The organism is Bacillus sp. AFS037270, assembly GCF_002585305.1.
In genome coordinates this window covers 1-16,803 of sequence record NZ_NUNF01000002.1, presented here as the reverse complement: position 1 = coordinate 16,803, position 16,803 = coordinate 1, and the positions used below count along the sequence as shown (strand labels likewise).

General features: G+C 39.7%; 16 protein-coding genes. 12 read left to right on the top strand and 4 right to left on the bottom strand.

What is annotated here, in order from left to right; genetic code table 11:
* The first annotated feature begins 43 nt into the window (after nucleotides 1-43).
* Entirely contained in the window at nucleotides 44-1,669 is a 1,626-nt protein-coding gene (locus tag COD92_RS00565; RefSeq protein ID WP_098995822.1) for an ATP-binding protein, read from the top strand.
* Nucleotides 1,670-1,923: 254 nt separating this feature from the next.
* Nucleotides 1,924-3,306, top strand: a complete 1,383-nt coding sequence (locus tag COD92_RS00560) for an L-cystine transporter (RefSeq protein ID WP_098531087.1) — start codon at nucleotides 1,924-1,926, stop codon at nucleotides 3,304-3,306.
* 158 nt (nucleotides 3,307-3,464) lie between these two features.
* Here the strand turns inward: COD92_RS00560 and COD92_RS00555 are convergent, their stop codons facing one another.
* Nucleotides 3,465-3,995, bottom strand: a complete 531-nt coding sequence (locus COD92_RS00555; RefSeq protein WP_098531086.1) for a phosphatase PAP2 family protein — start codon at nucleotides 3,993-3,995, stop codon at nucleotides 3,465-3,467.
* Between the two features lie 105 nt (nucleotides 3,996-4,100).
* Nucleotides 4,101-4,904: a UDP-glucose dehydrogenase family protein gene (locus tag COD92_RS00550; protein ID WP_255286682.1), complete on the bottom strand. Its 804-nt coding sequence runs from the start codon at nucleotides 4,902-4,904 to the stop codon at nucleotides 4,101-4,103.
* Between the two features lie 255 nt (nucleotides 4,905-5,159).
* Here COD92_RS00550 and COD92_RS00545 point away from each other — a divergent pair, with 255 nt between their 5' ends.
* A complete protein-coding gene (locus tag COD92_RS00545) occupies nucleotides 5,160-6,005 on the top strand; it encodes a VOC family protein (protein WP_480254012.1) in 846 nt (281 codons plus the stop codon).
* 67 nt (nucleotides 6,006-6,072) lie between these two features.
* Here COD92_RS00545 and COD92_RS00540 read toward each other — a convergent pair whose 3' ends face one another.
* Nucleotides 6,073-6,303, bottom strand: coding sequence for a hypothetical protein (locus COD92_RS00540; protein WP_098531084.1), 231 nt, complete (start codon nucleotides 6,301-6,303; stop codon nucleotides 6,073-6,075).
* Nucleotides 6,304-6,454: 151 nt separating this feature from the next.
* On the opposite strand from COD92_RS00540, the gene COD92_RS00535 reads away from it, so the two are divergent.
* The 7 genes from COD92_RS00535 to COD92_RS00505 all read left to right on the top strand — a co-directional run bounded on the left by COD92_RS00535 (nucleotide 6,455) and on the right by COD92_RS00505 (nucleotide 14,734).
* Nucleotides 6,455-7,300: an NRDE family protein gene (locus tag COD92_RS00535; RefSeq protein ID WP_369689338.1), complete on the top strand. Its 846-nt coding sequence runs from the start codon at nucleotides 6,455-6,457 to the stop codon at nucleotides 7,298-7,300.
* A 221-nt stretch (nucleotides 7,301-7,521) separates the two neighbouring features.
* Complete coding sequence (locus COD92_RS00530) at nucleotides 7,522-8,388, top strand: MurR/RpiR family transcriptional regulator (protein ID WP_098531083.1); 867 nt, start codon at nucleotides 7,522-7,524, stop codon at nucleotides 8,386-8,388.
* Nucleotides 8,389-8,701: 313 nt separating this feature from the next.
* Nucleotides 8,702-9,739: a zinc-dependent dehydrogenase gene (locus tag COD92_RS00525; protein WP_098531082.1), complete on the top strand. Its 1,038-nt coding sequence runs from the start codon at nucleotides 8,702-8,704 to the stop codon at nucleotides 9,737-9,739.
* 35 nt (nucleotides 9,740-9,774) lie between these two features.
* On the top strand, nucleotides 9,775-10,599 hold the full coding sequence (locus COD92_RS00520; protein ID WP_098531081.1) for a class I fructose-bisphosphate aldolase: 825 nt from the start codon (nucleotides 9,775-9,777) through the stop codon (nucleotides 10,597-10,599).
* Nucleotides 10,600-10,612: 13 nt separating this feature from the next.
* On the top strand, nucleotides 10,613-12,148 hold the full coding sequence (locus COD92_RS00515; RefSeq protein ID WP_098995821.1) for a xylulokinase: 1,536 nt from the start codon (nucleotides 10,613-10,615) through the stop codon (nucleotides 12,146-12,148).
* 87 nt (nucleotides 12,149-12,235) lie between these two features.
* A complete protein-coding gene (locus COD92_RS00510; RefSeq protein ID WP_098995820.1) occupies nucleotides 12,236-13,567 on the top strand; it encodes an MFS transporter in 1,332 nt (443 codons plus the stop codon).
* A 159-nt stretch (nucleotides 13,568-13,726) separates the two neighbouring features.
* A complete protein-coding gene (locus COD92_RS00505; protein WP_098531078.1) occupies nucleotides 13,727-14,734 on the top strand; it encodes a 2-hydroxyacid dehydrogenase in 1,008 nt (335 codons plus the stop codon).
* Nucleotides 14,735-14,815: 81 nt separating this feature from the next.
* Here COD92_RS00505 and COD92_RS00500 read toward each other — a convergent pair whose 3' ends face one another.
* Nucleotides 14,816-15,097 carry a YggT family protein gene (locus COD92_RS00500; protein ID WP_098531077.1) on the bottom strand — a complete coding sequence of 94 codons (282 nt, stop codon included), beginning with the start codon at nucleotides 15,095-15,097 and terminating at the stop codon, nucleotides 14,816-14,818.
* Nucleotides 15,098-15,506: 409 nt separating this feature from the next.
* Here COD92_RS00500 and COD92_RS00495 point away from each other — a divergent pair, with 409 nt between their 5' ends.
* A complete protein-coding gene (locus COD92_RS00495) occupies nucleotides 15,507-16,082 on the top strand; it encodes a LemA family protein (protein ID WP_098531076.1) in 576 nt (191 codons plus the stop codon).
* The coding region (locus COD92_RS00490) for a TPM domain-containing protein (RefSeq protein WP_141561061.1) at nucleotides 16,082-16,803 on the top strand (722 nt) is incomplete at its 3' end. The genes COD92_RS00495 and COD92_RS00490, both read left to right, overlap by 1 nt.

Sequence of the window (16,803 nt, the reverse complement as noted above, 5' to 3'; positions counted from 1 at the left end):
AAGAGAGAAAGTGTAAATTTGACAAAGTTTGGGTGGGAGTCCGTTGGTTCTTTTAGACTACATTATTAATCTCTCCATTTTTTCTCTATTGGTCAGTACCCCGTTAGTCATTGGTTCATTTATTAATCATAAGCCTATGAGACATTGGCGTTATTGGGTTGGGGTTTATGCCGGATTCGTATCCGTTGTCTTGATCAAGCTATCCTTTCAGCAGCAAGGCTATTCTTATGATATTCGCTATGCACCAGTCATTTTGACATTTGTCTACTTCGGCCCGTTGCCAGGAATCATTACAGGTATTTTTGCATTAGTGACGAGATTACTTGAAAGTGGTCAATGGACAACAGCCATTTTCGGCTGGACGGCTATTATTATTACTTTATCTATTATTCACTTTGTAACAAAACGACTTTCCTGTGTGAAAAGAAGCGTTTTATTTTACGCTGCATATGTCGCAGTTTATATCATCATTGTACCGGTCATATTTCATGTATTTAGCGATAAACCCTTATTTCATATTCAGTATTTATTGTTTGTGATGCTGGGTGTGATTATTGGCGTATTACTTATAGAATCCTACGAGAAGCTGGTCCGGTTAAATCGCGGTTTGTCAGACATGTACAGACTAGCGGAAGCAAGTGAAGCAAAATATCGGTTAATTGCCGAAAACACGTCAGACCTTATTATGTTGATGAATAAAGAACACGCTATTAGTTACCTTTCTCCTTCTCATGAACATGTATTAGGCTATCCATGCTCTGAATTAGAGAAACATAGATGTTTCATGTTACTTCATCCTGATGATAAACCGATGTTTCTAGATGTGATTAAGGGAATGTTTGAATATAGTGAGTCCCAATCGGTGGAAATTCGATTAAAACATAAAGATGGACACTGGATTGAATTTGAGTCTAAGTGTATGCCTGTTAAGGGTGAAGAAGATACTGTTGAAAATATTGTCATTATCAGCCGGGATATATCAGAGCGGAAAAAATCCGAGGAAGTTCTCTTACAGTCGGAAAAGCTATCGATTGTCGGGGAGCTGGCCGCAGGTGTTGCTCATGAGATACGGAATCCATTGACAACAATCAAAGGCTTTGTTCAGTTATATAAAGCAGAAAATAGTTCGATTGTATATAATGATTTGCTTTTAAGCGAACTAGAGCGGATTGAATCGATCACAAGTGAACTTCTCTCTCTTGGAAAACCGCAAGCCGTGAAGTTAGATCAAGTAAATCTAGGGGACTTACTTGTAAATACAGTCGAGTTACTTTCTCCGCAGGCAAATATGAACAATATTCAGTTTGACTTAAAGCTTGATGGGGGGCCCTTTATTATTAAAGGGGAAAAGAATCAACTAAAACAGGTTTTCCTAAACGTAATAAAAAATGCGATTGAAGCGATGCCCGTTGGTGGTGATATTCAAATTCGAATGGGCAAAGACGGAGCAAATAATTGCATGATTTGGATCCAAGACCACGGCTTCGGTATCCCTGAGGAACTGCTCCCTCGTTTAGGCGAGCCGTTCTACAGCCTAAAAGAAAAAGGTACAGGTCTTGGCGTCATGATCTGCCACAAGATCCTGAAACAACACAATGGAAGTATTACCTACAAAAGCAAACTAAACGAAGGAACCAAAGTAGAAATCAAACTCCCACTAGTAAGTTGAAAATAGTAAATAGGGTGACAGGCACCGCCCGTGGACAATGTCCACAGGCGGTGCCTGTCACCTTTTTTTATGTTTGCAAGTTAAAAACTTTGTTATATTTGAAGGGTTTGAGGGTGGTATATAATGACCAACTTGGCATATTTATTTACTATCAAACGTTTGATAGGGTAACAGCAGTATGTTCAGATGAATGTAATTCCGAGTTAACTGATAGGAAAATTGGATTTTCTATAAGGAAACAGGGGAGGAATACGATGAATACCGTTATGATCATTGTAAATATCGCTGTTTTACTATTGCTTATGTTTGGTTTATTTATGATGCAAAAAAAGCATGTGTCATTTTCTAAACGAGTCTTCACGGCTTTGGGTTTAGGTATTATTTTTGGTTATCTTATTCATTTGATATACGGAACCACACATGAAGTGACCACCACATCCATTGATTGGTTTAACATTGTGGGGATCGGATATATAAAACTACTCCAAATGGTTGTGATGCCGCTCGTCTTTATTTCGATTGTCGGGGCATTCACAAAGCTCAAATTGACTAAGAATATTGGGAAGATCAGTTTCCTTGTCATTGGTATCTTGCTTGGAACAACAGCTATCTCTGCAGCGATTGGGATTGGCTCGGCATTAGGCTTTGGTCTCGATGGCATCCAGCTTACCCAGGGAGATGCCGAAAAGGCACGAAATGATCAATTAGCAGAAAGGGCTGCAGGAATTGAAAATATGACCCTGCCCCAGCAAATCATCGAATTAGTTCCAAGTAATCCATTTCAGGATTTAACAGGTGCGAGGGCAACTTCTACGATTGCGGTTGTCATCTTTGCTGCTTTTATTGGGATTGCCTACCTTGGGGTTAAACGAAAGGACCCGGGACCTGCTGAGTTTTTCGCTAAGATCATTGACACCCTTTACTCAATTATCATGAGGGTTGTCACCATCATCCTGCGCCTGACACCTTATGGAATTCTTGCGATTATCACAAAAGTAACAGCAACAAGTGATTATGAGGCTATAGTAAAACTAGGAAAGTTTGTGGTAGCCTCCTATGTGGCACTGATCATCATGTTCCTTGTGCATCTGCTCTTCTTATCATTGGTAAAATTGAATCCGTTTAGATATGTGACGAAGGGACTCCCGACCTTAACATTTGCGTTCACTTCACGTACAAGTGCAGGAACATTGCCAATGACCATTAAAACCCAAACTAAGGATCTAGGGGTTTCAGAAGGAATCGCCAATTTTGCTGGGTCATTTGGTTTAACAATCGGCCAGAATGGCTGTGCTGGCATTTATCCAGCGATGTTAGCGGTGATGGTGGCTCCAAGTGCCGGGATTGACCCGACAAGCCTATCCTTTATTGTGACACTTATTCTAGTTGTAGCTATTAGCTCATTTGGCGTTGCCGGAGTTGGCGGCGGGGCCACGTTTGCCGCCTTAATTGTCTTATCGGTCATGAACCTTCCAATTGCAATCGTCGGCCTGCTCATTTCAGTTGAGCCTCTGATTGACATGGGACGGACAGCGTTAAACGTCAGTGGGGCAATGACAGCAGGTGTCCTCACAAGCAAAGCAACAGGAGAATTCGACGAGGAGACCTATGCACAGCCCAATATTGTAGAAGCCTAAAAATAGTGACAGGCACTGCGCGTTGTCCTTGTAGAAAGGACAGTGTCTTTACGCGGTGCCTGTCACCTTTTTTAATGTTTACACTTATCTAAGCGTGTATCAATAAAAATATCAGTGAAAATGGCAATTCTCATACCATCCCTCCTAACATTCCTAGCTTACAAACATAACAAACAAAAACAAATAACACCGGTGATGGTCCCAAGCATGCCGCCAGCAAGGATATCAGAAGGATAGTGAAGTCCTAAATAAATTCTAGATATCCCTACACACGTTCCTAAAGGAATTAGCACAAATGCAAGTTGCGGAACGGCTAAGATATAGGGGGTTACAACGGAAAAAATGGCCGTTGTATGCCCTGAAGGGAATGAATGATCTTGTAAAGGATTTGCTGGAAACTTGGTACTTTCTATTATCAAATAAGGTCTTTTTCGTGGAAACAGCTGTTTTATGATATGGACTGGGATATGACTTGCCGATAATGCAAGAGCGCTGCTAATGGCGGTTAACCTAGGTTCACCTGAAGAGATTATGATAAGGAGGAAGGCAGCGGCGATGGTGATGTCTGCTCCTCCAAACTGTGTAATAATTCGGAAGAATAGATTTAACAGCTTTTTATCGTAATGTCGATTCACTCGTTGCAGCAGACGGCATTCAAATCCGTAAACCGCATGGATTATTTTCATCATGTCACTTCCCCTCCATCAGTTTACAATAGTAATGTCAGGTCTCCCTACAGGTCGATACGTTATCGGAAACTGTGATTGGCCTGAAGTGGGTAACAATTACGGCCATCAATATTTATTGTTTTTTTCATAATACCTAATTTGTTTCGTTATGCTGCAATTAAGAAAATGAGGACCAATCCGTTTGTCCAGCCCTAATGCATTTGCTACTTCCTCTATGTTAGCCCCAGCATTTTCACAAATGCTGGCGATTTCATTAATAAAATTAATTTTTGTTGCTAAAAAAGCATTGGAAGCATATTTAATTATTTCGGCACTTCGAATGTCCGTTTTGAAAATTGGGATCTGCAACGGCTGGTAAAAATGTTCCATAAAGGCTGCCACTTTGGGGTCACTGGTGCCGATCACGATACGGTCTTCATGAAAAAAATCAATAATGGCAGTACCCTCACGAAGAAATCCGGGATTAGCAACTACATCTGCTTGAAGGTTAGGAGGTTTTCTGCTGTCAATGATTTGTTGAATGAGCTCGTTCGTACCTACTGGAACAGTACTTTTTGTGCACACAATGACATCCTGTTCAATATAGTGAGCAATTGTATGGGCAACCACATGAATGTATTTTAGGTCTGCTGAACCGTCATGTTGTTCTGGGGTACCAACTGCAATGAAAATCAGCTCAGCTTTTGAGTATGCATCATACGGATTCATGGTGAAATTCAGCTGTTTGTTATGTAAATTTTTCTCTAAAAGCGACTCTAACCCAGGCTCATAGATGGGGGAACGTCCGCTTTCCAGGATATCAATTTTCTCTTTTTGAATATCAATGCATGTCACCTCGTGGCCCAGCTCTGCTAAACAAGCACTAGTGACCAATCCTACATACCCTGCTCCAGCAACCGTAACCTTCATCCAATCCCTCCAATACTTTGTTAACTCTATTGTATTAGCGGATGATGGATTTTTTCTAAACGTAGTGTAAAGAGAGTGTTAAGACTGTGTTAGTTTTAGTTAATAGGCAAAAATACACTTAAATTATAATACTTGAATTCAAGATAAATACAAGGTACACTTAAGATGTTCAAAATGAATAATTAATGAAATCCAATTAAACCCTATAATAATAATCATTGTTTTGTTAATAAAAGAAAAAAGGATGGGATGAACATGGATCAGTTTCATCAAGGGCCAAATATTTATGTTGGTGAGGTTAATATAAAAGTAAAAAATCTAGATTATTCTGTTACGTTTTATCAAAATATTATCGGTCTTCAACTATTGGAGCAAAGTGAACGGAAAGCGGTTCTAACCGCTGACGGACAAACTCCGCTGTTAACGCTGGAAGAACCAGTGGATGTCATTACGAAACAAGAGCACATGTCAGGTTTGTACCATTTTGCGATATTACTTCCAACGCGTGCCGACTTAGGGGACTTTTTACGCCACTTAATCTTGACAGGGTACCCGCTAGGAGCAGCTGATCATTATGTTAGTGAGGCTTTGTATCTGAATGATCCTGATGGTAATGGGATCGAAGTTTATCGGGACCGTCCGTCTTCTGAGTGGACTTGGAAAAACGATTTAGTGGAAATGGCCACTGAACAGCTGGATGGAGAAGGGATTCTAGCAGAGAGTGGTGCTGAGTGGAAAGGTCTTCCACCCGGGACAATTATGGGGCATATTCATCTCCATGTAGGCGATTTAGAAAAAGCAAAAGAATTTTATACAAAGGGTATTGGCTTTGAGGTTGTGAGTTACTATCCGCAAGCGGTATTTCTATCTTCAGGCAGGTACCACCATCATGTTGCTGTCAATACTTGGCAGGGATCAGGAGCCCCGACACCTCCGGAAAATAGTGTTGGTTTAAATTGGTATTCCCTCGTCTTCCCAAATAAAGAGGCAAGAGAGAAAGTCATGAGGCAACTAGAGCAAATTGGAGCTCCTCTAAAGAAGGAAGGAACCTTTTACTTCACAAAAGACCCTGCAGGAAACCAAATTCGTTTAGTAGTATAAAGAAAGAAAGGATCCCCGCTCTTATAAAAAAGGTCGGGGACATTTGGTTTAAATTTACAGTTTTCCCTTATGAAAAAAATCCCAACGCATATTTAATGCCTTCTTCTATTTCATTGGTTTCATAGCCTTGTAAATCTTCATGCGTAATATCCAATTTTGTTCTCGCTAAAGAGTAGCCGCTGTCTAAATTCACATCTAGCAGGACCTCGTACCCATTCTCGGTTTGAGTTATTTGGATAATGTCATAATCACGAATCGCTGTGCCCGTCTCATACTCAATTGGCTCAAGCTCAGACATAAAACAACCTCCTATTCATCCTTCAAACAAGATTATTTTCCTCAAAACCACAAAAAAAATTCGGTCCTTTCACCATTCAATCTGTGCAGTCACGATTATTACGTCATTGAGCGTAATATAGGTGACAGGCACTATTATTAAGTCGTAGGACTTGTTAAAGGTTTTTGTTGAGAATGTGACGAATTATGAAATGGGAAGGCTATTTAGTATTAGTTTATTTTTTGGAAAGAGTGTGATGGTCATGTGTTTGATTCTGTTTGCCTATCGTGTTCATGAGGAGTATCAACTAATTGTCGCGGCTAATCGTGATGAATTTTATCAACGGCCGACTGCTCCGGCACACTTTTGGGAGGACCAGCCTGAAATCCTTGCAGGACGGGACCTAGAAAAAATGGGCACCTGGATGGGAGTGACAACGAGCGGGCGCTTTGCGGCATTGACTAATTACCGCGATCCCAAGGAAGCAACGGAGGGAAAACGTTCACGAGGAGAATTAGTGGCTGATGCCTTGATATATAAAGGGAATATGGAAGAGTATATGAAAAAACTTGAAGCGCATAATCACTTGTATCCCGGCTATAACTTATTAGCAGGGGATGGGCACGATTTATATTATTACTCTAATGTCGGCGGAAAACTGGAAAAACTAACTCCAGGTATATATGGAGTGAGTAACCATTTATTAAATAGCAGCTGGCCGAAGGTGGAAAAAGGGAGGGAAGGTTTGGCACGAATAATAAGTGAGAAAAACGATGGGATGGCAGAAGCGTTGTTTGCCCTTCTGCAAAATGCGGATCCCGCCCCGGATGAGGCTCTTCCAAGTACAGGGGTTACATTGGAATGGGAGCGGCTGCTTTCGCCCTTGTTTATTGAGAGTAAGCATTATGGAACGAGAAGTTCAACGGTGATGTTAATGACAGGGACGAAGCTTCAATATATAGAAAGAGCCTTTTCGAAGAACGGCGAAAATAACCAACAATATACGATTGAACTGTAACTTGAAAACTAATCAAACGTTTAATTAGAAGACCTGGAGTTTATTTTTTAAGACTGAAGTTACCGTCGGAAATTTAAGTTCAGTGAAGAGAGAATTCTGTTTCTTGTTGGACGTAAATGTTTGTTTTCGTTTTAAATAAATAAAATCAAGTAGAAAATTGTTAAATAATTATTATAAAATAGAAAATAGACAAAAATGAAAGGGAAAGTAGAGGAACGTCAATGAGCGAATTGAACGTAAATACAAATCCAGGTTTTTTCACTAGAATAAATGCCGCCATGTCAAGGCTTCGGGATTCGGAGAAAAAAATTATCGAGTTTATCGAACAAAACCAGGACGAGATTATACATCTTTCCATTACGGAAGTAGCTGAAAGAAGTGAAACAAGTGAATCGTCTGTTGTCCGATTATGTAAAAGGCTTGGTTATAAAGGATTCCAAGATTTGAAGATAAATTTGGCAAAGGAAGTCATCGCCCCGGAAAAGCAGATTCATGAAGTTATTGAAAAAGGTGACGACGTCGTCATGATTAAAAAGAAGGTATTTCAGTCAAACATTCAAGCGCTATACGATTCTATTGAGGTTTGTAATGATGAGGAACTAAGGAAGGCTGTGGATGCCATTTCAAATGCTCGTTTCATTGAGTTTTATGGAACAGGCGGATCAGGAACGGTAGCATTAGATGCACACCACAAGCTATTAAAATTAGGGATTAAATCATTTGCTTATAACGATACAATTTTGCAAGCTATGTCAGCCAGTGTGCTCACAAATCAAGATGTTGTGATTGGAATTTCCCATACCGGTTCCAATACAGATGTTTTAGCAGCTCTGAAGTTAGCTAAAGAAGCGGGGGCAACGATAATTTGTATTACAAATTCATCAAAATCGCCCATTACGAAAATATCGGATATCGTCTTGCAAACAGCTTCAAATGAAACATTGTTTCGAACCGATGCGATTTCTTCAAGAATTGCTCAATTAACTATCATTGATATTTTAGTTGCTGCGGTTGCCAACCAGCAATATGAATTGTATTACAGCAACCTCCAGAAAACACGTAAATCCACCATAGACAAAAAACTGTAAGGGATTTCAGAAAAAAAGTTTCACTTTTTTTAAAATAAATGTTGAAGGAAATTACCATCACGTGATATGATGTGTTTGTAAATAAGTTTTTAGAAAATTCAATCTACACTCTTTATGATTTATAAAGCAAGCATAGTCAAGTTCCCTAAAAAGGTGAATTCGGTTCCAAAATTCACTAAGATTTTCTTCTAGCATGGATAAACTGGTTTAAATAAAAGAATAGAGGAAATTATCTTCTATTTTTTTTATAAAAATAATGAAGGAAATTTCCTTCACAAAAAACCACACTAACCTTAAAAGGAGCAAAGGAGTTATGAGAGCAGCTGTATTTCATGGACCAAATGAACTGAAGCTTGAAGAGGTAAAAAAGCCGGAAATAAATGAACATGAGGTACTTGTTAGAGTTAATGCCAGTGCTGTATGTGGCACAGATGTCCGTATTTTTGAAGGAAAAAAGACTAAGGGTGTGAGGACCCCTTCAGTTATTGGTCATGAGCTTGTTGGCACAATTGAAGAAGTTGGCAGTCAAGTGAAAGGCTTTTTTGCAGGAGATCGAGTGGGAGTAATGCCTGTTATTCCGTGCAGGAAGTGTTACTACTGTTTAAATGGCAGAGAAAATGTCTGCGCAAACCGTACAGCGATTGGATATGAGTTTGATGGTGGTTTTGCGGAATATGTAAGGATTCCTAGCGCAGCTCTCGAAGCGGGGAATTTAGTGAAAATCCCGGATCATCTTACCTTTGAACAGGCCGTTATTACAGAGCCGCTTGCTTGCTGCATCAATGGTCAAAGAAAGGCTAATGTCAAAATAGGCGACGTTGTTGTGGTTATTGGAGGCGGACCAATCGGATTAATGCATGTTCAATTAGCGAAAATTGCAGGAGCAAGTACGGTTATTTTGAGTGAGCCAATTGGTCATCGCCGTGATAAAGCACTCCTTGCAGGAGCTGACTACGCTGTAAACCCTGATATTGAATCATTAGTAGATATCGTGTTAAGTGAAACAGAAGGGCTGGGTGCCGATGTTGTCATCATGGCAATAGGTGTTCCGTTCTTAGTTAACTCTTGTTCGAATCTATTAAAAAAGGGCGGTACATTAAATCTTTTCGCCGGATTTACGAAGGATGTTATGTCGGAAATCGATCCAAACGTCATTCATTACAATGAAATTACTATCAATGGAACATCTGCTCTAACAAGAGCAGACTATCATAAATCACTATCACTAATTGCTTCTGGTCAGATTAATACAGAGGTAATTACCACAACTGGTTACACTCTTGATGATATTGAGAGGGCGATCATGGATGTAAAAAATGGAAATGGTATGAAGACTGTTATTACTCAATAAAAAAACTATGAATATGAGAATAGGAGTGTTTTATTATGGCATTTTTAGGTAAAGAAATTCGTATGAATCGTCTATTAAACCAAAAGTCTGGGAAACTATTAGCAGTTGCAGTTGACCAAGCAATGGCACGGGGGATTTTTGAAGAACTTATGCCAATTCAGCGTAAGTTGGATGAAATCGTTGCAGGCGCACCTGATGCAATTACCATGCATAAAGGAATTGCTGATATGTGTTACCGTCCGCATGCAGGAAAAACAGGCTTTATTTTGAAATGCTCTACGTTCTCACCTTGGCAGCCAAATTATGATGCATGGGTTACTGAAGTAGATGAGGCAGTTCGTTTGGGAGCTGATGCTGTTTCCATGGGATGTATTGTTGGTGGAGAGGACCAGCCAGAACAGCTAAGAAATCTTGGAATAATTGCCGGTCAAGCGGCAGCTCAAGGTTTGCCAATGATTGCCCACATTTATCCAAGAGGAAATCAAATCCCAGAGGATGACAAGAATAATTGGAAGCATGTAGCTTACGCTGTTCGTGCAGGCGCAGAGCTTGGAGTAGATATCGTCAAAACAAAGTATACTGGCAATCCAGAAACCTTCGCTAAGGTCGTCGCTTCTACTCCAGGAAAGGTCGTTGTGGCAGGTGGTGATAACGGAAATAATATTGAAGACTATTTCCAAATGGTATACGATGTTATTGATGCTGGCGGTGTCGGAATCACCTTTGGAAGAATCGTTTGGAACAATCCTAATCCAACAGCTGTTGTTACAGCATTTAAAAACATTATCCATAATAAAGGAACAGTAAAAGAAACACTGGAGCTTTATAACGAATTAATGAATTCACCAGTAACTGTATAGAGGGTGATGAGCCATGTCTCACATTATTGGAATTGATATTGGGACAAGCGGAATTAAAGTTGGAGCAATGAATAGAGAAGGAGAATTAGGGTTTCTTGAATATCAACCCTATTCTCTTCTTTACCCTAAAATGGGATGGGTAGAAATTGATCTAGAGGACATTTGGAATAAAACAAAAACATTACTTTTAAAAGTATGGCAGCAGGTAGAAGCTGAAGGCAAGGTAGAGGCAATCTCTCTTTCTACTTTTTGTAATAGTTCGGTCTTTTTAAATGAAAGCGGTAAACCTCTATATCCAGGGATATTGTATTTGGACCAAAGAAGTAAAGAGGAAGCGGACTGGATCAAAAATCAAGTCAGCGAAGAGCTATTGTTCAAAGTGACGAAAAACCGTTTAGAGCCTGGAATGTATACGGTAACAACTCATTTGTGGTTCAAAAACCATCACCCAGAGCTGTATGCCCAAACATATAAATGGGGAAACCTTTCTACTTTCATATTACACAAATTAACAGGAAACTTTGTGATGGATTGGACGCAAAGCTCCTTCACGGGCATATATGATGTAGAAAACTATCAATGGTCGACAGATATTTATGAGAAAGTTGGCATCGATCGTGATAAGCTTCCTGATGTTGTTGATCCTTGTTCGATTGTTGGAGAATATATGCATCCGTTTATTTCATCTAATCAGATTCCGGTCATTGCCGGTGCAGCAGACACATCATGCTCTGCAGCCGCGCTCGGCATTGGTGTCAATGAAATGTTTGAATCAGTAGGAACCTCTAATGTATTTACAGTTTGTACAGATCAAACGGAGCTTTTGGATAAGCGTTTCTTAAATAGATGTCATGTTATAAAAAATCGCTGGTTATCACATGGAGCAATGTCGTTCCCTGGTGCAGCTATTCAATGGTTCTATGAGCAATTTTTGAAACCGGAAGGCCATTCGAAAGCTATATTGGAGGATTTGTGCAAACAGTCGATTCCTGGTGCGGGCGGTGTATTTTTTCTGCCATACATGCAAGGGGAACGTGCGCCGATTTGGGATTCAAATGCAAGAGGCGTATTTGCTGGTATTCATTTAAACACAACGAAAGCAGACATGTTTCGAGCTGTTTTAGAGGGATGCTCTTTTGGTCTAAAACAAATTAATGAAATTATTGAAACAAAGTATCAGCTTCAAGTGGAAAGCTACCAATCTATTGGCGGAGGGGCGAAAAATCGAGAATGGGCCCAAATCAAAGCCAATGTATTAAACAAAAGCGTTCATATTAAAGATGTTTCCGAGACCGGTGTATTAGGAACTTGTTTACTTGCTGGCACGGTGATTGGTTATTTTTCTTCTTTGGAATATGCCGCAAAAGAAATTTGTAATAACACAATATACACACTACAGCCAGAGCAGAGTCATCTAAGAATCTATGACGAATTATATAAAGTGTTTAATGAGTTATATCCTTCTTTAAAATCATTTTTTGCCTTGAGTGCTAGGCGAAGTTCTGAGACTGGCGAAAAAATTGAGGAGGATCAAGCGGTTATTATTTAATAAAAAATGAAAACCCTTACAGTAGGATAAGAAATTTTTTCTGAAGTGATATTAAAAAAATATTTTTAATCGAACGGGGGATATGGGATGTCTTTACCTGAATCTAAGATCAGTGCAGGTCTTGCACTAAAGAAAAAGACAGGCTATCGTTGGTTAGTTCTTTCGCTTATTTTTTTGGTATACATTGTTTGTTATGCAGACCGTACGAATATCGGTGTAGTACTCCCATTTATTAAAGAGGATTTTGCTCTTAACAATTTCCAGGCAGGGGCGATCTCAAGTTTCTTCTTCTTAGGATATGCCTGTTCGCAGATTCCAGCAGGGTTTTTACTTGGCAAAAAAGGAACTCGTGGAGTAGTGGCTCTTGCCGTTATTGCTTTTTCGGTTGTTACCTTCTTACTCGGAACAGTTTCAGGTGCTGCACTTTTGATTTTACTTCGTTTACTATTAGGTTTGGCAGAGGGTCCTGTACCGGTAAGTATGTCAACTACGATTAACCATTGGTTCCCGGCAAAAGAAAAAGCGACTGCAACAGGTATTTATATTGCTTCTACACAGCTTGCTCCAATCTTTGTACCGATTATCGCGGCTGCGATTGCCATGTCATTCGGTTGGCGTTATGTGTTTTACTGGTTTGCCATCCCTGGTTTAGTTATTGCTCTCGTCTGGTACTTAGTAGTTCGAACAAAGCCTGAAGACAGCTCAAAGGTATCAAAAGCTGAGTTAGAATATATTCGCCAAGAAGAAGTTAGGGTTGAAGCAGCTGGGGAACAAAGGTCACTTGGCTGGCTTGATAAGGCGATAAGATATCAGAAAATTGAAATAATTAGTACTCCCAAAAAAGTTTTTACTTCTTGGAACATTTGGGGTAATACGCTTACTTATTTCTTAATGAACAGTGTATTATACGGTATGTTGACATGGGTCCCTATGTATCTGGTTAATGCAAAAGGCTACTCTTTTATGAAAATGGGATTTGTTGCATCGACCCCTGCAATTGGAGGATTAATTGGCGCGCTTTTAGGCGGCTTTATCTCTGACAAAGTATTTTTAAAAAGGCGTAAACCAACGATGTTAATTACTGCTATCGCTACAGCCATTATGATGCTAGTCGTTATTAACATCCCAGACAACGCAACACTTGTATCTCTTAGCCTAGGGTTGGCAGGTTTCTTCCTTAACATTGGCTGGCCTGCATTTACCGCTTATCCAATGGGATTAACTAACCGAAATACTTTCCCAGTTGCTATTGCAACTGTCAACAGCGGTGGTAACCTGGGTGGATTCTTTTCTCCGATGATCGTTGGTGCAATTCTTGATGCAACAGGTAATTACAATATTGCCTTTGGATTCTTTGCAGTATTGTTAGTACTTGGTTTCATAATTATCACGACCTTAAAAGAACCTGCACAAGATTAAAAGCTACGGATTTTTTAAAAGCTTAATTATTAAACATAAACGATCTCAATTTAACACGTCAATCACATAGGGCATGGGAATTATCCAGTGCCCTTTTTTTATTTTTTAATTTACTACTCGTGTAAAGTACATATTTCTAATAAAAAGGTGGAGATTTAGTTGAAAAGTACCGTGTATATTACAAGAAAGCTGCCCGAGGAAATAATTGATAAACTTTCACATTATTTCAATGTGAAAATGTGGGGAGAAGAAAATATCCCTGTCCCAAGGGACATTTTACTGAAAGAAATAGAAAATATCGACGGTCTTATTTGCTTATTGACAGAAAAGATAGATGAAGAAGTCATAGCTAAAGCCAAGCATTTAAAGATAATTAGTAACGTAGCGGTAGGATATAACAATATCGACCTTCAAGCAGCAGCAAGAAAGGGAATTATTGTAACCAACACACCTGGCGTCCTAACGGAAACCACGGCCGATTTAACGTTTGCGCTTTTAATGGCAGCTGCCCGAAGAGTCGTAAATGCCTCCGATGTCTTGCGCAGCGGAAAGTGGGGAGCATGGTCTTTGATGGAGTTTACTGGACAAGATATATATGGTGCCACCTTAGGAATTATTGGGTTAGGAAGAATTGGAGAGGCCCTTGTCAAGCGGGCAAAGGGATTTGATATGAATGTTCTTTATTATAATCGTACGCGAAAGCAAGATAAAGAACGTGAGCTAGGTATTAATTACGTAGAATTAAAGGATTTATTGCAGCAATCCGATTACGTTTGCCTCATGCTTCCATATAGTGCGGAGGTACATCATCTTATTAGTAAAGAGGAATTATCTCTGATGAAACCGAATGCCATCCTCATCAACACTGCAAGAGGTGGGATCGTAGATGAGGAAGCATTATATGAAGCCTTGAGGAATGGTGATATTTGGGGTGCCGGTTTAGATGTCTTTGAACAAGAACCAGTAACAATGGATCATCCATTGTTATCCTTATCCAATGTTGTTACCTTGCCTCACATTGGAAGTGCAAGTGTTAAAACAAGAATGAGGATGGCTAATCTTGCAGTTGATAATATGGTGAAAGTATTAAATGGTGAAGAACCAATTACCCCGGTCCAGCAGTATAAAGAAACCTCTAAAACCAGTGTAAAAACGGTTAATGAATAAGTGAATAAAAAACCCGAATAAGGATCACTTCTTTAATTAGTGCACCTTATTCGGGTTTTTTTTAATGTAGGTTAGAGAAAATCACACACCAATTACATTCAATGACTGTCGCAGTCCTTCTAGAGCAAATCCTGTTATATATCTAAAAACGAATATAGCGACAATAGGTGAAATATCAATAGGCCCAAGTGGAGGGATGAACCGCCTAAAGAAGCCTAAATATGGTTCGACGAGCTTTGAGATCCACATCCCAATCTTTGTTGATTGAAATTGTGGAAACCAGGAGCCAAAAATTGATATTAAGATAAGCCAATAATAAATTTCAAAAGCATACTGTCCAATTTGTAAAATGTATAATCCCAATTTATATCTCCCCGTCTTTTATAGTTTTTATTGTAGGTACGAAATTCGTAAAGATACATATATATACGGCTAAGCCCACTAAAGGTTTCATAATTCTGATTGACATAAAATGCTATTTTTATTCGGACATCTCATAAATAAAAATTAATCAAACGATTGATTAGTTGGAGAAAAGCCTTTAGTGACAAAGGTTTTACAATGGTTTTATTATGCCATAAGGAGCTTAACAAATTCTTAAATTCAATTGGATTGGCGAATGAAAAAAAATAATCAAACGTTTAATTAATTCAGCAGCAAAACTAATCAAACGTTTAATTAAATGGATTTATAGGTAAGTTTTTAAATGGCTTAAATAGGGAACTTATTTACCAAGTGATATATACTATAAGTGAGAAAGGACGTGATTAGATTGAAAAAAGGTTGGTTAGGATTAGGAATTGTGGTCGCTGTCATTGTTATCTTTGGCCTCATGTTTATGTCCAGCTATAACAGCTTTGTCAATCTAGAAGAAGACGTAAATCAGTCGCATGCTCAAATTGAAAATCAACTCCAACGAAGGCTAGATTTAATACCGAACTTAGTCAATACAGTAAAAGGCTATGCAGCACATGAAAAAGAAGTCATTGCCTCCATCTCAGATGCACGTGCAAAGCTTGCCGGAGCAAAAACCCCCGAAGAAGAAGCAACCGCTAACGATCAATTATCCGGTGCACTAAGCCGCTTGCTCGTCGTCGTTGAAAACTATCCTAACCTTAAGGCAGACCAGCAATTTACCCAGCTAATGGATGAACTAGCCGGAACCGAAAACAGAATTGCTGTCGCACGAAAGGATTACAATGAACAAGTAGCGGAATTCAATAAAAAAGTAAAAAGATTCCCGGGCTCGATTATTGCAGGAATCGGAGGTTTTGACGAAAAAGAATACTTCAAAGCAGACCCACAAGCCCAAGAAGCTCCCAAAGTTGACTTTGGAGGCAACGGGTAATGAAAGCGAAACGGATCTTCAGCCTTCTATTGGTTTTTACCACATTATTTCTGTGTGCAGCCCGTGCACTTGCTGAGGATGTCCAAATACCTGCTCCCGTCGGAGATATCTATGTACAAGATTTTGCTCATGTCCTAAACGAAACAGAAAGAGCAGAACTAATCAACTTAGGCAGAAACATTGAAGATCAGACAACCGCACAGGTTGCTGTGTTGACCGTTGATAGTATTGGTGACAGAACCATTGAAGAATATGCGAATGAGGCATTTCGCCAATACGGAATTGGCAGCGAAAAAGAGGACAATGGTATCCTCCTTGTTTTATCGATGAAGGAACACAAAATCCGGATTGAGGTCGGGTATGGTCTCGAAGGAAGAATTCCCGATGCGAAAGCCGGAAGAATCTTAGATCAATATGCTATACCTTTTTTAAAAAATAACAAGCCCAACCAAGCCGTAACGGAAACTTACAAAGCACTCGCCAAGGAAGTCATGGCCGAATATAACGGTGAAAGTGGACAAAAAACGGCGCCAAAAAATGAAGGAACCGGCATCCCATCCTGGTTGATTATTATCATCGTATTGGTTGTCGTCTTCCTTGACTTTAAATTTTTCGGAGGTACCCTTACCTACTTACTCCTCTCCATTCTATCCCGTGGTGGTGGACGAGGCGGAGGCGGTGGAGGTGGAGGGTCGCGAGGCGGCGGGGGCGGTTCCTCTGG